General features: G+C 46.3%; 16 protein-coding genes, 2 tRNA genes and 1 riboswitch. Of the genes, 16 read left to right on the plus strand and 2 right to left on the minus strand.

All coding sequences use genetic code 11. The annotated features are described in order from the left end of the window. Positions 1-52: 52 nt before the first annotated feature. Positions 53-2,623 (plus strand): cyanophycin synthetase, encoded by a 2,571-nt coding sequence (gene cphA, locus ACFFJH_RS13710; protein WP_390213414.1) that lies wholly within the window; start codon positions 53-55, stop codon positions 2,621-2,623. Between the two features lie 88 nt (positions 2,624-2,711). On the opposite strand, the gene uvrB is transcribed toward cphA, so the two are convergent. Beyond that, complete coding sequence (uvrB, locus tag ACFFJH_RS13715) at positions 2,712-4,805, minus strand: excinuclease ABC subunit UvrB (protein ID WP_390213415.1); 2,094 nt, start codon at positions 4,803-4,805, stop codon at positions 2,712-2,714. 321 nt (positions 4,806-5,126) lie between these two features. Here uvrB and ACFFJH_RS13720 point away from each other — a divergent pair. The 15 genes from ACFFJH_RS13720 to ACFFJH_RS13790 all read left to right on the plus strand — a co-directional run bounded on the left by ACFFJH_RS13720 (position 5,127) and on the right by ACFFJH_RS13790 (position 18,250). Continuing rightward, positions 5,127-5,202 (plus strand) — tRNA-Asn (locus ACFFJH_RS13720). Between the two features lie 65 nt (positions 5,203-5,267). Then, positions 5,268-5,343 (plus strand) — tRNA-Asn (locus tag ACFFJH_RS13725). Positions 5,344-5,443: 100 nt separating this feature from the next. Beyond that, positions 5,444-5,541: riboswitch (TPP riboswitch) on the plus strand. Between the two features lie 57 nt (positions 5,542-5,598). Beyond that, on the plus strand, positions 5,599-7,713 hold the full coding sequence (locus tag ACFFJH_RS13730; RefSeq protein WP_390213416.1) for a TonB-dependent siderophore receptor: 2,115 nt from the start codon (positions 5,599-5,601) through the stop codon (positions 7,711-7,713). A 187-nt stretch (positions 7,714-7,900) separates the two neighbouring features. Then, positions 7,901-8,383 (plus strand): Fe-S cluster assembly transcriptional regulator IscR, encoded by a 483-nt coding sequence (gene iscR / locus ACFFJH_RS13735; RefSeq protein WP_212674083.1) that lies wholly within the window; start codon positions 7,901-7,903, stop codon positions 8,381-8,383. Between the two features lie 15 nt (positions 8,384-8,398). Further along, a complete protein-coding gene (locus tag ACFFJH_RS13740) occupies positions 8,399-9,673 on the plus strand; it encodes an IscS subfamily cysteine desulfurase (protein ID WP_390213417.1) in 1,275 nt (424 codons plus the stop codon). A 28-nt stretch (positions 9,674-9,701) separates the two neighbouring features. Then, complete coding sequence (gene iscU, locus ACFFJH_RS13745) at positions 9,702-10,088, plus strand: Fe-S cluster assembly scaffold IscU (RefSeq protein ID WP_189346603.1); 387 nt, start codon at positions 9,702-9,704, stop codon at positions 10,086-10,088. Between the two features lie 49 nt (positions 10,089-10,137). Then, a complete protein-coding gene (gene iscA, locus ACFFJH_RS13750; RefSeq protein ID WP_189346602.1) occupies positions 10,138-10,461 on the plus strand; it encodes an iron-sulfur cluster assembly protein IscA in 324 nt (107 codons plus the stop codon). 24 nt (positions 10,462-10,485) lie between these two features. Next, entirely contained in the window at positions 10,486-10,989 is a 504-nt protein-coding gene (hscB, locus tag ACFFJH_RS13755) for a Fe-S protein assembly co-chaperone HscB (RefSeq protein WP_390213635.1), read from the plus strand. Between the two features lie 104 nt (positions 10,990-11,093). After that, positions 11,094-12,959, plus strand: coding sequence for a Fe-S protein assembly chaperone HscA (gene hscA, locus ACFFJH_RS13760; RefSeq protein WP_390213418.1), 1,866 nt, complete (start codon positions 11,094-11,096; stop codon positions 12,957-12,959). Positions 12,960-12,977: 18 nt separating this feature from the next. Beyond that, on the plus strand, positions 12,978-13,316 hold the full coding sequence (fdx, locus tag ACFFJH_RS13765) for an ISC system 2Fe-2S type ferredoxin (RefSeq protein WP_390213419.1): 339 nt from the start codon (positions 12,978-12,980) through the stop codon (positions 13,314-13,316). Between the two features lie 379 nt (positions 13,317-13,695). Then, complete coding sequence (locus tag ACFFJH_RS13770) at positions 13,696-15,303, plus strand: sensor histidine kinase (RefSeq protein WP_390213421.1); 1,608 nt, start codon at positions 13,696-13,698, stop codon at positions 15,301-15,303. Positions 15,304-15,535: 232 nt separating this feature from the next. Next, a complete protein-coding gene (locus ACFFJH_RS13775) occupies positions 15,536-16,330 on the plus strand; it encodes a thymidylate synthase (RefSeq protein ID WP_390213422.1) in 795 nt (264 codons plus the stop codon). A gap of 23 nt (positions 16,331-16,353) precedes the next feature. After that, positions 16,354-16,848: a dihydrofolate reductase gene (locus ACFFJH_RS13780; RefSeq protein ID WP_390213424.1), complete on the plus strand. Its 495-nt coding sequence runs from the start codon at positions 16,354-16,356 to the stop codon at positions 16,846-16,848. 7 nt (positions 16,849-16,855) lie between these two features. Then, positions 16,856-17,425 (plus strand): DUF4337 domain-containing protein, encoded by a 570-nt coding sequence (locus ACFFJH_RS13785; protein ID WP_390213425.1) that lies wholly within the window; start codon positions 16,856-16,858, stop codon positions 17,423-17,425. A gap of 12 nt (positions 17,426-17,437) precedes the next feature. Beyond that, complete coding sequence (locus ACFFJH_RS13790) at positions 17,438-18,250, plus strand: MipA/OmpV family protein (RefSeq protein ID WP_390213426.1); 813 nt, start codon at positions 17,438-17,440, stop codon at positions 18,248-18,250. 105 nt (positions 18,251-18,355) lie between these two features. Here ACFFJH_RS13790 and ACFFJH_RS13795 read toward each other — a convergent pair whose 3' ends face one another. Continuing rightward, positions 18,356-19,078 (minus strand): ABC transporter ATP-binding protein, encoded by a 723-nt coding sequence (locus tag ACFFJH_RS13795; protein ID WP_390213427.1) that lies wholly within the window; start codon positions 19,076-19,078, stop codon positions 18,356-18,358. Between the last annotated feature and the right edge of the window lie 5 nt (positions 19,079-19,083).

Here is a 19,083-nt window from a genome sequence, read left to right on the forward strand (position 1 = left end):
TACCAACATAATCGACATTTTGGCGTTTGCGCCGTAGATAGGATAAAGGTTTATGGAAGTTTCACGAATCAGGGCTTTACGTGGCCCTAACCTCTGGAGTCACCACACCGCGGTTGAAGCGATAGTACGCTGCTCACCGGAGGAATTATCGATCAACGAACTACCCAATTTTGAAGCGAGACTGCGCGCCCTTTTCCCTGACATTGGACCGCTTCAAGCAACTGGACATGATGATGCGATCCCCTTGGCACGCGTATTTGAATTAGCAACTCTGGCTTTACAAGCACAAGCAGGCTGCCCAGTCACCTTCAGCCGCTCGACACAAACGCTTGAAGAGGGAATTTTTCAAGTCGTAGTTGAATACTCTGAAGAAGATGTTGGTCGCTTGGCTTTTGAGTTGGCCGAACAATTATGCAAAGCGGCGCTAGACAACACTAGTTTTGATTTAGCCGCAGCATTGAATCAATTGCGCGATCTTGATGAAGAATTACGTTTAGGCCCATCAACTGGCTCTATCGTCTACGCCGCAGTGGCGCGCAATATTCCTTATCGCCGCCTAACCAGTGGCAGTTTGGTTGCGTTCGGCTGGGGGAGCAAACAGCGCAAGATACAAGCGGCAGAAATGGACGGCACCAGCGCCATCGCTGAAGCCATCGCTCAAGATAAAGAGCTGACTAAAAAATTACTTGATGCCGCTGGTGTACCAGTACCACTGGGACGCACTGCAATCGATATGGAAGACGCGTGGAAAATCGCCCAAGAAATTGGTCTTCCTGTGGTGGTTAAACCCAAAGATGGCAATCAAGGCAAAGGCGTTACCGTCAACGTGACCACCCGTGAGCAATTAGAGGCGGGCTATATCGCCGCGAGTGAATTCCGCGATGATATTTTGGTAGAACGCTATTTACCTGGCAATGATTTCCGCTTACTCGTGATCGGCAACAAATTGGTTGCGGCAGCACGTCGCGACCCACCACAAGTAGTCGGCGATGGCACACATTCTGTACGTGAATTAGTTGAACAAGTGAATAAAGATCCGCGTCGAGGTAGTGGTCATGCGACTTCATTAACCAAAATTCGCTTTGATGATATCGCGCTCGCAAGTCTTGCTAAACAAGGCTATACCGCAGACACTGTCCCATCCAAAGGCACGCGAGTGGTGTTACGCAACAACGCCAATCTCTCTACTGGCGGTTCGGCCACTGACGTCACCGACGATGTACATCCAGAAGTTGCGGCCCGCGCAGTCGCTGCGGCGCAGATGGTGGGTTTAGATATTTGCGGCGTGGATGTGGTCTGCGATAGCGTCTTAAAACCAATCGAAGATCAAAATGGTGGCGTGGTAGAAGTCAATGCGGCGCCCGGCTTACGTATGCATCTCTCTCCATCCTTTGGTAAAGGTCGCGCGGTCGGCGAGGCAATTGTTTCTGCCATGTTTGCAGACGGCGACGATGGACGAATCCCTATTATTGCCGTCACGGGTACCAATGGTAAAACAACCACTGTGCGTTTAATTGCGCATTTATTGACGGTCAGCGGCCTACGTACAGGTATGACCAATACCGATGGTGTCTATGTAGAAGGTCGCCAAATTGATAGCGGCGATTGCAGCGGCCCGCGTAGCGCTCGCAATGTTTTATCACACCCTGATGTCGATGCTGCGGTATTTGAAACCGCACGTGGCGGTGTCTTGCGAGAAGGTCTCGCCTATGATCGCTGCAAAGTCGCGGTCGTTACCAATATCGGCTCTGGCGACCATTTAGGCTTAAACTACATCACCACGGTCGAAGATCTGGCAGTATTAAAGCGAGTGATTGTTCAAAACGTCGCGGACAACGGGGTAGCAGTCCTAAATGCGGCCGACCCTATCGTCGCAGGCATGGCAAATAATTGCACTGGAGCCGTTACGTTCTTTGCGGCCGATAGCCAATTGGCGATCATGGCAGCACATCGCGTCCAAGGGCATCGCGTCGTATTCATAGAAAATGGCGAGCTAGTCGCGGTCGAGGGCAAATTAGTTCAACGAATTCCTTTGTCTGAGATTCCGATCACGCGCAATGGTACGATAGGCTTTCAAGTTGAGAACGTGATGGCGTCGGTTGCTGCGGCCTGGGCAACCAACATTAGCTGGGATGCGATTCGCAAAGGCTTAAAGTCCTTTATGAATGATAGCGACAATGCGCCAGGACGCTTTAACGTATTCAATTATCGCGGTGCGACTTTGATTGCTGACTATGGTCACAATCCTGATGCGATTACCGCCTTAGTTCAAGCGGTCGAAAGCATGCCAGGCAATCGCCGCTCCGTCGTGATTAGCGGTGCGGGCGACCGTCGTGATCAAGACATTCGCCAACAAACCGAAATTCTCGGCAACGCCTTTGATCAAGTTATTTTGTATCAAGATCAATGCCAACGTGGTCGTGCCGATGGTGAAGTCGTCGCCCTCTTACGCTCTGGTTTGGAGAACGCAAAACGTACGACGGATATCAAAGAAATTAATGGTGAATTTATCGCGATCGACACTGCACTTGCCACTTTAGGTGAAGGCGATTTGTGTCTAATTTTGATTGATCAGGTTGAAGAAGCCTTAGCGCATATTTCGAAGCGAATCGCTGAAGGTTAAATCGACATTACATGTCGTTTTAATTAGTAAAAAAGCCGGACTAATCCGGCTTTTTTATTCTTCGCAATTTAGTAAAAATATTGGCTGATTAACGCCCCAAAATTGAAGTCACATTATCATGCCCACCAGCACCAAATAATTGCTCTTTCAAGATCGCCAATTGATCTCGTACTTTAGCCGCTTGCTCAAACTCGAGATTCTTCGCATGATCTAGCATTAGTTTTTCTAGACGCTTAATCTCTTTACTAATTTGCTTCTCGCTCATCGCCTCGTACTTGGCTTGCTCTTGCGCCACCATCAAATCATCGCGGGCTTCTTGCGGGTTATATACTCCATCAATAATATCTTTAATCTTTTTATTGATGCTTGCCGGCGTAATATTGTTCGCGGTATTAAATGCAATCTGTTTAGCACGACGACGCTCAGTTTCATCGATCGCTCGACGCATAGAATCAGTAACTCGATCTGCATATAAAATCGCCGTACCATTGAGATTTCGGGCTGCACGTCCTATCGTCTGGATCAAGCTCCGCTCTGAGCGCAGAAAGCCTTCTTTATCAGCATCCAAAATCGCCACTAAAGAAACCTCAGGCAAATCCAAACCTTCTCGCAACAAGTTAATTCCCACTAACACATCAAACGCACCAAGTCGTAAATCACGCAAAATCTCTACGCGTTCAACCGTATCGATATCGCTGTGCAAGTAACGTACTTTAACACCGTTGTCACCCAAAAATTCGGTTAACTGTTCTGACATTCGCTTCGTCAATGTCGTCACTAACACACGTTCATTTTGCTTCACACGTTCTGTGATTTCATTCATTAAGTCATCTACCTGCGTCAATGCAGGACGAACTTCAATACGAGGGTCGACCAAGCCTGTTGGGCGAACCACTTGTTCCACCACTTGATCTGAATGTTGCTTTTCGTATTCTGCCGGCGTCGCGGACACAAACACAGTTTGCCGCATCTTGCTCTCAAATTCTTCAAATTTGAGCGGTCGATTATCCAAGGCCGACGGCAAGCGGAATCCGTAATCGACCAAGTTGGTTTTACGTGAACGATCGCCGTTATACATCGCACTTAATTGGCCTGTGAGTACGTGTGACTCATCAAGAAACATCAGTGCATCGGCAGGTAAATAATCAACCAAAGTCGGTGGAGGCTCACCTGGTTTTGCACCACTTAAGTGGCGCGAATAATTTTCAATGCCTTTGGTAAAACCGATTTCCGCCATCATCTCTAGGTCAAACCGCGTACGCTGCTCTATGCGCTGCTCTTCAATCAATTTGTTTTCGCGACGGTAGAAATCCAAGCGTTCGCGCAACTCCTCTTTAATAGTTTCGATCGCCCGCAAAACCGTTTCACGCGGCGTCACATAATGCGAACCCGGATACACAGTAAAGCGCGGAATTTTTTGCTTGACGCGCCCAGTCAAAGGATCAAACAACGCGATACTCTCTACTTCATCATCAAACATTTCTAAACGCACCGCGAGTTCAGCATGCTCCGCTGGAAAAATATCAATCGTGTCTCCGCGCACACGGAAAGTGCCTCGTCCAAAATCCACTTCATTTCGCGTGTATTGCATCTGAATCAAACGCGCAATCACATCGCGTTGACTTAATTTATCCTTAGCACGCAAGGTCAAAATCATTTTGTGATATTCATTGGGATTGCCAATACCGTAAATCGCAGAGACGGTCGCCACGATAATCACATCGCGTCGCTCCATCAATGATTTGGTGCAGGATAAGCGCATTTGCTCAATGTGTTCATTGATCGCGGAATCTTTCTCAATAAATAAATCACGCTGAGGCACGTAAGCTTCCGGCTGGTAGTAATCGTAGTAGCTGACAAAATACTCGACGGCATTGCGCGGAAAAAATTCTTTGAACTCGCTGTAGAGCTGGGCGGCTAAAGTCTTGTTTGGCGCAAAAATAATGGCTGGGCGTCCGGTACGCGCAATCACATTCGCCATCGTGTAAGTCTTACCCGAGCCTGTCACGCCAAGTAAAGTCTGAAAAAATAAACCATCTTGTATCCCCTCCACCAACTGCGCGATTGCCGTCGGCTGATCACCCGCTGGTGGAAATATTTGACATAGCTGATACGGCGAATCTGGAAAGCTCACAAATTTCGCTTCATTATCGCTGGAAGGAACTGACTGCAACTCACTCATAATTAAACCAATTCTATTATCCCAACATGGATTCGATCCGGATTTACATCTCTGCTATAGAAATGCTTCGTCTTTACGCATAAACAAACGCTAAGCTTAAAACAAACAATTTCAAGCTGTATATATTATCAGTATTCCTGTAACCGTAGTTTATACGTGCGTATTCGATGGCACAATTAGCTGGTATGTAGAAGAAAGAAGCAAAAGAAAAATCTCAGCATATCAATCGAGACCAGATAAAACTTTCCCCCATAAAAATGCGCTACCCACCTAAAAACTTTTGACAAGAATAGGAAAGCTCCCTATAATGTTTGTCTCTGTTCCCTGATAGCTCAGTCGGTAGAGCGACGGACTGTTAATCCGCAGGTCCCTGGTTCGAGTCCAGGTCGGGGAGCCACAGAATTCGCAAGATCAGCAACTTCATCGTTGCTGAAGTAAAGTTTTAGAAGTTTATTCTTCTATTCCCTGATAGCTCAGTCGGTAGAGCGACGGACTGTTAATCCGCAGGTCCCTGGTTCGAGTCCAGGTCGGGGAGCCAAATAAAAAGCCTTGTAGAAATACAGGGCTTTTTTCATTTTCACTCTAGCGCAATAAATACTCCTCCACAAAACCCTCAAAGCGGTTTTATGTTAAAGTCTCGCCTTCGCTAGGGGTCCTGTACGACGATGTACGGGTGAGATAGTCCCTTGAACCTGATCTGGATAATGCCAGCGAAGGGAAGCGCAAGATGACTCCGCTCATCCGCCCTCTTTTGCTTGGCTCGCCCAGACACAACCAAGTAGAAGAGTAGATCATGTCAAATCCATGTTTCCGTTTTAGTCTCATCACCATCGCCATTACACAATTGCTTGCAGTTGGCAGTAACGCGTCCGCGCAAAGCCAAGAGCAAACATTACAAGAAGTTGTTGTCAGCGCCAGTCGCAACAACAAAGTTGACACTAGCAAAGCGAGTGGATTTATTGCAAATACGCTACAAGACACGCCAGCAACATTGAATGTTTTTTCCGCCAGCCAATTACAAGATTTGCGCGTACGCCAAACTAGCGACGCGATGAAATTCGACGCCAGCGTTAGCGATGCCTATAATGCGGTTGGCTATGCAGAGCAGTTTTCTATTCGCGGCTTTACCTTAGATAATTCCTCCAGCTATCGCAAAGACGGGTTCGCCATTCCTGGTGACGCTTCAATCCCATTAGAAAATAAAGAGCGGCTCGAAATTCTCAAAGGCATCAGTGGTTTGCAGTCTGGCTTCACCACACCCGGCGGCATCATTAATTACGTCACAAAACGCCCCACAAACTCATTAGTGCGCTCAACAACATTGGAAGCGAGCGAACGTGGCACTTTGTATGGCACCGTTGATCTAGGTGGCAAATCGGATGATAAACAGTTTGGTTATCGTATCAATGCCGCGATTGAAAAGCTACGCTCATATGTCAAAGGTGCTGATGGCGAACGTCAATTTGCAAGCATCGCGCTTGATTGGCGACTCAGTCCACAGGCACTTTTTCAAATCGACGCTGACTATCAACATAAGTCGCAAATTTCGGTTCCAGGCTTTCAATTATTTGACGGCACAGAACTACCACGCGGCATTCAAGCCGACATGATGTTGAACGGCCAAAAATGGGTCAAACCAGTCAACACAAAAAACAGCAATCTCGGTCTGCGATTTGAATACCAAATCAATCAAGATTGGACGACTGAAGTCGCTGCTAATTTACACGAATTTAAGCGCGACGATTTCACCGCATTCCCGTACGGCTGCAGCGCCAAAGAACTGTATCCCGGCTATTGCGCGAACGGCGACTATGATGTCTACGATTACCAAAGTCCTGGTGAATCAAAAAAACTGCACGGTATTCAAGCCATCGTCAGCGGCAAATTCGCCACTGGCGAACTACAACACCGAATCGCTTTCGGCGTGAATCACTCACAACGTCGCGATTCTTACGGCGACTACGTATATGACTACGCAGGCAGCAGTAATCTTTTCCATCCTGTGGCAGTTTCGCCATCAAGCGGCAAACCCGGTCCAGTCTTATTGCGCCGTACCGACAAAGAGTTGTCCGCCTTCATTCAAGATATCATCAAACTTAATCAAGAGTTTGACTTACACCTTGGCCTGCGTCACCTCGATGTCGATAGAGCACAGTTGGGCAGTCCAAACTTTAGTCAGTCATACAATTTACCGAATGTATCACTGGTCTATAAAGCGACACCAACAACCAACACCTATCTGAGCCTGAGCGAAGGACTGGAACACGGCGGCGTAGCCCCTATCGGCACCAGCAACGAGAACAGAATGCTCGATGCAGGCAAATCCAAGCAAATCGAATTCGGCGTCAAATCGGCGATAGATCGCGATTTGAATGTTTCAGCAGCCATTTTCCGCATCACGAAACCACTCGAGTACACGAACGCAGCAAACATGTTTGTGAGTGCTGGCGAAGCAGAACATCGCGGCCTTGAAATCGCAGCGCAAGGCAATCTAGCAAGCAATTGGATGTTAGGATTAAGTGCCACCGCCTTGAATGCACGTCAAAACAATACGGGAGACGCCAGCATAGAAGGCAAACGAGTGACCAATGTACCCAATTTCAAATCGACGATTTACACCGATTACGCTCCTACTGCTTGGTCTGGTACGCACTTAACCGCATCTTGGCAATACTCTGGCAGTAAAGCTTTTAGCCCTGACAATAAAGTCAGCGTGCCTGCATTTAACGTCGTCAATCTCGGAGCGCGCTACACCACCCAAATTCAAGGCGTAGTCAGCACCTTCCGCTTTGATATTAATAATGCTTTTAATAAATTCTATTGGCGTGATGTAACGCAAAGTTTGGGGGGCTATTTATTCCCAGGCGCACCGCGTACTTATAAAATCTCGGGACAATTTGACTTCTAAAGCTATCTCCACAAAGGGCGAATTGATCAATTCGCCCTCTCATCCCTAGGCCATGCGCCAATCCAGCAAAAATAGGCAGTACCTGACAAGATTACTCAAGTTTGCTATACTTGAGTCAAATGCTCGGGATTAAAGTTTATTCAAAGCGCAATTCCGACAAATTTCAACAAGTTTGGAGTATTGACTCATGCGTCTCACTACTAAAGGCCGATTTGCTGTAACAGCCATGATCGATCTTGCCTTACGTCAAGACAATGGACCAGTCACGTTGGCAGGCATCAGCCAGCGCCAAGATATTTCCTTATCCTATCTTGAGCAATTGTTCGGCAAGCTACGTCGCCATGAAATCGTTGAATCGGTACGTGGACCAGGTGGCGGCTATCATTTGGCACGCAAAGCGCAGAACGTTACCGTTGCCGACATCATTATTGCCGTCGATGAGCCACTCGATGCGACGCAATGCGGCAGCAAAGGCAATTGCCACGGTAGCGATCATGACAATGGCATTCACTGCATGACTCATGATTTGTGGGCAAACCTGAATGCCAAAATGGTCGATTATCTCGACTCCGTTTCTTTACAAGACTTGGTCAATCAACAAAAGCAAAAAGCCCAAGACAAACCTGTTGTTATCGTTCGCCACGGCCACGCCGAACGCACTATTTCCTAAAATTTGGAGTTTTGAATGACTGCTGCAAACACACAAGCATCTGTACCTCTAACGAAAACTTTGATCGATACGCTCAAAGCACCGCACTTCCCTATTTACATGGATTACTCAGCGACGACGCCAGTCGATCCACGCGTCGCGGATGTGATGATTCCTTATCTGCGTGCGCAATTTGGTAATCCTGCGTCACGCAGCCACGCGTATGGCTGGGATGCCGAAGCAGCGGTAGAAACAGCGCGTAATCATGTAGCGGCCTTGGTCAATGCTGATCCACGTGAAATTATTTGGACCTCAGGCGCTACTGAAAGTAATAATCTGGCGTTGAAAGGTGCGGCACAGTTTTACAAAGGTAAAGGCAAGCACATCATTACCGTTAAGACTGAACACAAAGCGGTGTTAGATACGGTACGTGAACTTGAACGTCAGGGTTTCGAAGCGACTTATTTGCAACCACAAGACAATGGCTTAATCACCATCGAACAGCTTAAAGAAGCGATTCGCCCAGATACGATTTTGGTCTCAGTCATGTGGGTTAACAATGAAATCGGCGTGATTCAACCTATCGCCGAAATCGGCGAATTGTGCCGCGAAAAAGGCATTATCTTCCATTCCGATGCAGCACAAGCAACCGGTAAAGTAGAGATCGATTTGGAAAAAGTCAAAGTCGATTTAGTGTCTTTCTCCGCTCACAAATCGTATGGACCAAAAGGCGTTGGTGCATTGTATGTACGCCGCAAGCCACGCGTCCGTTTGGAAGCACAAATGCACGGTGGCGGCCACGAACGCGGCTTGCGCTCTGGCACATTACCGACGCACCAGATCGCTGGCATGGGCGAGGCGTTCCGTATTGCAAAAGAAGAAATGGCGAGCGAATTGGCACACATTCGTGCCATGCGCGATCGCTTAGCCAAGGGCCTGGGCGAAATCGAGGAAACTTACATTAATGGTGACATGGATCATCGCGTTCCGCATAACTTGAACGTGAGTTTCAATTATGTTGAAGGTGAATCCTTGATCATGGCGATTAAAGACATTGCGGTCTCTTCAGGCTCTGCTTGTACTTCTGCAAGCTTGGAACCATCCTATGTTTTGCGTGCTTTAGGTCGCAGCGATGAATTAGCGCACAGCTCGATTCGTTTCACTATTGGTCGCTTTACCACCGAAGAAGACATCGATTTCACGATAGAACTATTGAAATCCAAAGTCGGCAAATTGCGTGAATTGTCTCCGCTTTGGGATATGTACAAAGACGGCATAGACATCTCTACAATTCAATGGGCCGCCCACTAATCGAATAATTTAAAAAGGAATTTTTATCATGGCATATTCAGAAAAAGTATTGGATCACTACGAGAATCCACGCAATGTAGGCGCATTTGAAAAAGGTGATGACTCCGTTGGTACCGGCATGGTTGGTGCACCTGCTTGCGGCGACGTGATGAAATTACAGATTAAAGTCGGTGCAGATGGTGTGATTCAAGACGCCAAGTTCAAAACTTATGGTTGCGGCTCTGCGATTGCGTCCTCTTCCTTGGTGACAGAATGGGTCAAAGGCAAAACTTTAGACCAAGCATTGAGCATTAAGAACACCGAAATCGCGGAAGAATTAGCCTTACCACCGGTCAAAATTCACTGCTCAATTTTGGCAGAAGATGCGATCAAGGCAGCCGTACTCGATTACAAAAACAAACATAGCGCTGAATAATTTTATTCAACTTATTTTTCGCGCAGCTTTAGCGCAATGTGGATAGATCATGGCGATTACTCTGACAGAAAAAGCAGCAAAACACGTCATCCGTTATATGGAGCGTCGCGGTAAAGGCATAGGCTTACGCTTCGGCGTTCGCACCACCGGATGTTCTGGCATGGCGTATAAATTAGAATATGTCGATGAGATGGGCAACGAAGATCAAATCTTCGAGTCGCACGGTGTGAAAGTATTTGTCGATCCAAAAAGTTTGCCTTACATCGATGGTACTGAATTAGACTTCGCCCGCGAAGGCTTAAATGAAGGCTTCAAATTCTACAATCCCAACGTCAAAGACGAATGCGGTTGTGGTGAGAGCTTCCGTATTTAAGCAGATTTCACGACATTCATGACCATGCAAAATCATTTCGCTCTGTTCAATTTGCCGACCAGTTTTGAACTTGACCGTGCCCAACTCGATGCTGCCTATCGTGAAGTACAATCTACCGTGCATCCCGACAAGTTTGTTCAGGCTGGTGATGCAGAAAAGCGCGTCGCCATGCAATGGGCGACGCAGGCCAATGAAGCGTATCAAACCTTGAGAGATCCACTTAAACGTGCGACCTATCTCTGCTATTTGCATGGCGTGGATTTACAAACTGAATCTAACACCAGCATGCCTGCCAGTTTTTTAATGCAGCAAATGGAATGGCGCGAAGCATTTGATGATGCGCGCCAAAGTAAAGATATGGCCGCCATGATGCAATTGGAAAAAGAAGTTCAAGCAGGCTTAAAAGCACAAACAGCGCGTGCTGGTGCGGCGATTGCGGATGGCGATTATCAGTTAGCGGCACAGGACATTCGCGCTTGTTTATTTTTAGAGAAATTCTTGGCCGATATTGCAGCATTTGATGACTAAGTGATGACTAAGTCATTTATCGCAATTCTTTGCGATAGCCGATTTTAAGCAAGCCTCAGACTAATAAAACCGATGACGCTCAGCGTCTTCCTCACGACAAAATTATGGCATTACTGCAAATTTCAGAACCCGGCATGTCCACCGCCCCGCATCAACATCGCTTGGCAGTGGGTATTGATTTGGGAACGACCAACTCCTTAGTTGCGACTGTTCGCAATAGTATTCCTGAAATTCTCAACGATGAGGAAGGTCGCTCATTATTACCATCGGTGGTCAGATATTTACCGAATGGCCATGCGCACATTGGCTTCAAGGCGCAAGCAGAACAAACAACCGATCCTAAAAACACCATCGTTTCCGTGAAGCGTTTTATGGGGCGCGGTTTAAAAGATATCGCGCATGCTGAAAACCTGCCTTACGATTTTCACGATGAACCTGGTATGGTGCAGTTGAAAACCGTTGCCGGTATCAAAAGTCCAGTAGAAGTTTCTGCGCAAATTCTCGCCACCTTGCGCCAGCAAGCAGAAGATGCCTTAGGTGACGATTTGGTCGGTGCTGTCATTACGGTTCCGGCTTACTTCGATGACGCGCAACGTCAGGCCACTAAAGATGCCGCGAAACTGGCTGGTTTAAATGTATTACGTTTGCTGAATGAACCAACGGCGGCCGCAATCGCATACGGCCTGGACAATGGTTCGGAAGGCGTGTACGCCGTCTATGATTTGGGTGGCGGCACTTTCGATATTTCGATTTTACGCATGAGTAAAGGTGTGTTCGAAGTATTGTCCACCGGTGGCGATTCCGCCTTAGGTGGCGACGATTTTGATCATCGTTTATTTTGCTGGATTTTGCAGGAAGCCGGCCTATCATTATTGAATGACGCCGACACCCGCGTATTGATGGTCAAAGCACGTGAAGCCAAAGAAATTTTGTCCACACAAACATCCACCTATATCGACGCCAAATTATCGACGGGCGATGTAGTGCATCTGCAAATCACGAAAAATATCTTTGCCGACATTACCGAAAATCTCGTCATCAAGACGATCACGCCTTGCCGCAAAGTATTACGCGATGCCAAGCTAACGGTCGATGATATCGATGGCGTGGTTTTAGTTGGTGGTGCGACCCGTATGCCGCATGTACGCAAAGCGGTAGGTGAATTTTTCCAAACGACGCCACTGGCCAATATCGATCCAGATAAAGTGGTCGCATTGGGTGCTGCGATTCAAGCCAACTTATTGGCAGGCAATCGGGCCGCTGGTGATGACTGGTTATTGCTGGATGTGATTCCTTTGTCGCTCGGCATCGAAACCATGGGTGGTTTGTCGGAAAAGGTCATTCCTAGAAATTCCACGATTCCTTGTGCACGCGCGCAAGAATTCACCACATTTAAAGATGGTCAAACTGCACTCGCAATTCACGTGGTACAAGGGGAACGCGAACTAGTCAGCGATTGCCGCTCTTTAGCTAAATTCGAATTGCGCGGCATTCCCCCTATGGCGGCGGGTGCGGCGCGTATCCGCATTACCTATCAAGTCGATGCTGATGGTCTGTTATCAGTCTCAGCGCGAGAAATGCGTTCTGGTGTTGAATCTTCCATCGTTGTAAAACCCTCGTATGGTCTGGGCGACGATGAAATTGCGCGCATGTTGCAAGACTCATTCAGCTCTTCTGGAAGTGATATGCAAGCTCGCGCTTTACGCGAAGAGCAAGTTGAAGCAGATCGTTTATTGTTGGCGATTGAATCCGCATTAGCTAGCGATAAGCAGTTGTTAAGTGCTGATGAATTACAACAAATAGAAGCCTTGGTCGAAAATCTACGTCTAAGCAAGCAAGGCGATGACCACGAAGCGATCAAAACCGCTATTACTGCGCTTGCAGATGGCACTGAAGAATTTGCTGCGCGTCGCATGGATCAAAGTGTACGCAGCGCACTTGCAGGCAAAAACCTGAACGAGTTTGAATAATTTTCAAGAAAAAATATTATGCCTATCATTACTATCCTGCCACACGCTCAACTCTGCCCATCAGGGAAAACGATTGAGGTTGAAGAAGGTAAATCTTTGTGCGAAGCCTTAGTCGAAAATGAAGTCGAAATTGAACACGCATGCGAAATGTCATGCGCCTGCACGACCTGCCATGTGGTGGTGCGTCAAGGATTTAATTCTCTGAATGAATCAACAGATGATGAAGAAGACTTGCTCGACGCAGCCTGGGGCCTGGAAGCAACGTCGCGTTTGTCTTGCCAAGTAAAACTCGGTGAACAAGATATCACGATAGAAATTCCTAAATACACCATCAACCACGCTCGTGAAAACCATTAAGAGCTAATATAAACGGATAAGCTGGACACCTAGTATCGTTCCTATTTGTTTTCAATTATTTAAATAATCGTATAGTTTTTGCCTCAAATTAGCTGAGTTGTCTGTTTTTTCACTCAGTATGATTTGATTATGCACAAGTGAGGCTCGCTCACTTGTGCAAAGTAATAAAACCTTCTACCATCAGAAACAATTTCTCTTTATAAACATAAAGTGAAATTACACTGCATTCCTGTAACCACTACTGACTTGCTCACGACTTAAATTCGCCTCGAAATAGGTTTGATTTAGCGCTATGCCGATGCCAACAGTTAGCAGCGAGTAAAAACGAAAGACGATGTATGTTGCTGACTCCATGCGAACAAAAGAACAAGGTGAATTGATGAAAACACCTACTTTTATTTCCTCAATTTTTAGTCGCATCACACTACGACTGGCTGTTGTCCTTGCAGTTTTTTTCGGCTTGTTGGTGACCTCCATTGTATTAATCCCCAGTCAACTGCGCACGATCGAGGCTGACAGTTTAAAAAAGCTCGAAGACGACCATAAACGGTCGGCAGCAATTCTCGCTGTGATTCTGAGCGAACCGGTTTGGCAAATCACACCAGAAATCGCCAACTTATCGAGTGAAGTGGTATTTTCCAATCCCAATGTGTCTGAGATCAACGTCATCACGCTGCCAGATAAAAAAACTTTTATCACTACATCACGCAGAGCCAGTCAAAAAGGCGCATTTCGTACCAGATCCGAACCGATTATGCATGGCGAACAAGTCATAGGGGAAGTCCAATTGACCTTCGCCGAAGACATTATGCGTGGCGAAATCACCGCCAACTTCTATCGCGCGATTTTTGTCACAGCGACTTCCTTTTTATTGTCGGTGGTGTGTATCTTTGTCGTCTTGCAATGGCGCTTAGTGTTACCGATCAAACAGTTAATTGAAAAATCCGATTTACTGGCCAATGGCGAACTTAACGAAGTCATCGCATTTGATCGTAAAGACGAAATCGGACATTTGGCGGTGAGTTTAGAAGCCACCCGCCAAGCGCTACAAAGATCGTTCAAAGAATTAGAAATCAAAAACCAGCAGTTACTAGAATATTCTGGCACGCTAGAATCCAAAGTCAGACAACGCACGCAAGAGTTAGAGAACGCCAACCATCACCTAGAAGCCGCATTGGCAAGTGTCAATAGTGCACAAAATGAATTGGCCAGGATAGAACGTATGGCGGCGCTAGGGTCTATGGTTGCTGGTGTCGCGCATGAGCTCAATACCCCGCTCGGCAATTGCTTATTGGTTGCTAGCACACTAAGTGACGAAACTCGGCTGATTGGCAAGGCCATGACCGATGGCACTATGCGTCGCTCGGATTTGTCGCACTATGTCGATGCTGCGACAGAATCAAGTAAATTACTCATGCGCGGCTTGCAACAAGCGGCTCAATTAGTCGGCGATTTCAAACAAGTTGCAGTTGATCAATCTAGCGCACAGCGTCGTAAATTCACCCTAGTCGTGGTGTTCCAAGAACTGGCAGCCCTACTCCATTCCAGCCTCAGAAAAACCCCGTTCAATCTTGAGCTCGACATTCCTGATGATATCGAACTGGACAGCTATCCGGGGCCACTTGGTCAGGTATTTAGCAATCTGGTCAACAATGCCGTAGTGCATGGCTTGGACGGCATGAGTCAAGGTTATATGCGTTGTATGGCAAGACGTCAGGGTGATATGGTGTTGATTGTTTTTGAAGACTCTGGCAAAGGCATTCCTCCCAGCATCATCAAACGAATTTTCGAACCGTTTTTCACCACCAAATTTGGTAAAGGTGGCAGCGGTCTGGGTCTGAGTATTACATTTAATATTATTACCAATGTCTTGGGCGGTGATATTAGAGTAACCAGCGAGCCTAATCAAGGCGCCCGCTTTGAAATGACTATTCCCTTAGTTGCCCCCGGTAGCCAAGACAATCACGAAGAAAATTTACCAGCATAAACAACACCATTAAGCGGCGCACTACTTATTAAGTAAGTGTGCCGAGCTGCTATACTAAGTATACTAAGCGCCGACTCTAAGATAATACAGCCTTGCCATTTTGAGTGACGAGGCTGTTTTATTTTCATCTTAAAAGTACATCAATAAAAGTAAAACCAGATACCGCAGAATGCGACATAACTCATTTATCAACCTATAATTCAATCGATTTAACGATCACTTAAAGCCAAAAATGCAACAATATCTCGATTTTATGCGCTACGTGCAACAGCATGGCAATGTCAAAACTGACCGCACAGGGACAGGAACCTTATCGGTTTTTGGTTATCAAATGCGCTTCGATTTGAGCAAGGGTTTTCCTTTGGTCACCACCAAGAAACTACATTTAAAATCCATAATTCATGAATTGATCTGGTTTTTAGCAGGCTCTACTAACACCAAATATCTAAAGGACAATGGCGTCTCAATCTGGGATGAATGGGCAGACGAAAATGGTAATTTGGGCCCCGTGTATGGTTCTCAGTGGCGCAGTTGGCCCTTACCTGATGGCGGCCATGTAGATCAAATCGCACAGTTGATTGAACAGATCAAAACCAATCCAGACTCACGTCGTTTGATTGTATCAGCTTGGAATGTGGCCGATATTCCACAGATGAAACTGCCGCCCTGTCACGCATTCTTCCAATTCTATGTTGCCAATGGCCGCCTGTCTTGTCAGCTATATCAACGTAGTGCAGATATTTTCCTAGGCGTCCCCTTCAACATCGCCTCTTACGCATTATTGACCCATATGGTGGCGCAACAAACTGGTCTTGAAGTCGGCGATTTCATTTGGACCGGTGGGGATTGTCACTTGTACAGTAATCATTTAGACCAAGTCAAAGAGCAACTTTCACGTACCAGCTTCCCACTACCAAGTTTGAAAATTTTACGCAAACCCGACTCCATTTTCGATTACCGATTTGAAGATTTTCAAATTGAGAATTATGAATTTCATCCGCATATCAAAGCACCAGTTGCGGTTTAAAAAAATAGAATCTCTACAAGAATATGTCAGAACCAATACCCAATTTAAGCATCATCGTTGCGACCGATAAAAAGCATGGCATAGGCATCAATAATCAATTGCCGTGGCATTTGCCAGAGGATTTAGCGCACTTCAAGCGCAGCACATCCGGTCATCCTATTCTGATGGGCAGAAAGACTTTTGACTCGATTGGGCGACCACTCCCCAAACGTCGCAATATCGTCATTACCCGCAATCAAAATTGGCAACATGAAGGGGTCGATGCCGTCACGTCCTTAGAAGATGGCTTGGCCTTAGTGGCAAATCAAAATGCATTTGTCATCGGTGGTGCAGAAATTTATCAACAAGCTTTAGCGTTTGCGCAGCAACTGATTGTGACTGAAATCCAACAAGAATATGAATGCGATGCTTTTTTCCCAAAAATCGATCCCGTCATTTGGCAAGAAAGGAGTCGGGAATATTTTGTCGCAGAATCAAATCAGTTACACTATGCAATTGTTACTTACATAAGAAAATAGGATAAAAATGTCAGGACACGGATTTCACGTTCACGGCCCACATGACCATGAACTCGAGCACGCAGCACACAGCAATGACAACTTTTCCAGCAAAATCGCGGTAATGACCGCGATCATGGCTACTGTTGGCGCCTTAATTGGCTATGAAGGCGGTGCTACGCAAAACCAAGCAGCTATGTTAAAGAACAGCGCCGCAATTACAAAAACGGATGCGGCCAACAGTTGGAACCATTATCAAGCCAAGTCAAATAAACAGAACTTAGCTGAACTCGCCTTGTCTATACCTGGGGTTGAAGCAGAAAAATACAAATCTGACATAGAACGTTACAAAAAAGAGAAAGAAAATCTCAAGAAAGAAGCGGAAGCTTTTGAGAAACAGGTAGTAGAATTAGAAGCTTCATCAGAGGCAGCCTTACATCAGCATCACCGTTGGGCGCAATCTATGACCGCAGTTCAAATTGCAATTTCATTGGCGGCGATAGCATTACTGACTAAGAAAAAATGGCTGGAGTACGGCTCTTACGCAGTAGCCACGGCAGGTATAGGAATCGCAGCGCTCGCTTGGATGCATATTTAAAAAGTCACTATTATGAAGAAATTAGCTGGTTTTACAATTTTGTATGCTTCATTAAGTGCATCGTTAGGTATTTCACTGAGCGCACAGGCCCAAAATTTGGGAGTAGATCAGTTCACCTCAGTAAAAAATACCGATGGCACAAAGCAATTAGTAGGTGTCACGAGCTTCAAGTCGGTAGGTATGACTTCAGCATTTGACAGCACCAATAAACAAACGAAGCGTGGGCTATATCTGAGCAACAATAGTCTAACCAGCCTGAACTTCTCCAATTCGGACAAGCTAGAGTATGGTGTTCACTTCAATTTAGAAACACCGCAAGACTATATTGACCTCAATCGCAACGACTACATTCGAGATAATTTCAAGACTCCTAAAATTGCGAACTCCACACTAACGACTGGTGCCTATCTCAACTACCGACTGACGCCGAACTACGCACTCACCTCTTCACTTAACTATAGCAATGGAAATGAGCGTGGCGCGCAATTAAGCGTGGGCGCAAAGGCGACCAGTATTTTCAATAAAAAACATCGTCTTACCACCGTTTTCAGCGTCAACTGGGGCAATCAAAATTATGTAGGTGGTAATTTATGGAATCAGATCGATAACAAGTACATTCAAAACACAAACAGTCTGAATTTATCGAATTACACACCACGTACTGAGCTACGCTTAGGCACGAGCTGGAATTGGAATATTGACCCTAGCTGGTCTTTATCGACCGGTGTATCGGCACGTCATATGTTGGGCGATTCTAGTAAGAATCTGTTCTTACAGCAAAGAACACCCGTCACCATCTTCTCGGTGATCACTTATCGCTTCTAATAAAGCACAAAAAAATGGCTCGCTTGAAAGTCTAATCGAGCCATTTTTTTCAGATGTAAGGCATGATTTTTGATCACTCCAACATCACGCAATCCAACCAAGCTTCTACATCAGGCGACCAGCAGCAATTGACAAAGTGCGGCCACAACGTGCGGCTATCGATAGGTCATGCGTCACTAATACCAACGTGGAGCCCCGTTCACGATTTAATTCAAACATCAATTGAATGACCGATTCGCCAGTCGCTGCGTCCAAGCTGCCAGTGGGTTCATCAGCAAACAATAAAGGTGGCTCCGTAACAAACGCTCTTGCTAAGGCTACCCTTTGCTGCTCACCGCCGGAAAGAAACTTAGGATAATGCTTTAGACGACTAGCCAAGCCCACTTTCGCCAACATTGCCTCGGCCTTGCTTTTCGCGTCTTTATCGCCGCGTAACTCCAGAGGTAACATGACGTTTTCCAAAGCATTCAAATGCATCAGCAATTGAAATGACTGGAACACAAAACCTAACTGATTCTTACGCAGCAAAGCACGACCATCTTCATCTAAAGAAAAAATATCCGTGCCGCCCAATATAACAGTGCCTTCAGTCGGTGTATCCAGTCCAGCCAAAATACCTAGTAAAGTAGATTTGCCGGAACCTGATGCTCCCACTATCGCCAAGGTCTCACCCGCTTCCGCAGTAAACTCTATATTATGTAGGATAGTTAGTTCACCGGTCGCATCAGCAACTCGCTTGCTCAAATTTTTCACCTGTATGGCATATGGATTTGCCTGCGTGGTGACGGAAACTGTCGTTGAAATCTTGGCTTTGCTAGAAAGGTTCATGTTGA

The sequence above is a fragment of the Affinundibacterium danionis genome (genome assembly GCF_042432465.1).
Classification (GTDB): Bacteria; Pseudomonadota; Gammaproteobacteria; order Burkholderiales; family Burkholderiaceae_D; genus Undibacterium; species Undibacterium danionis.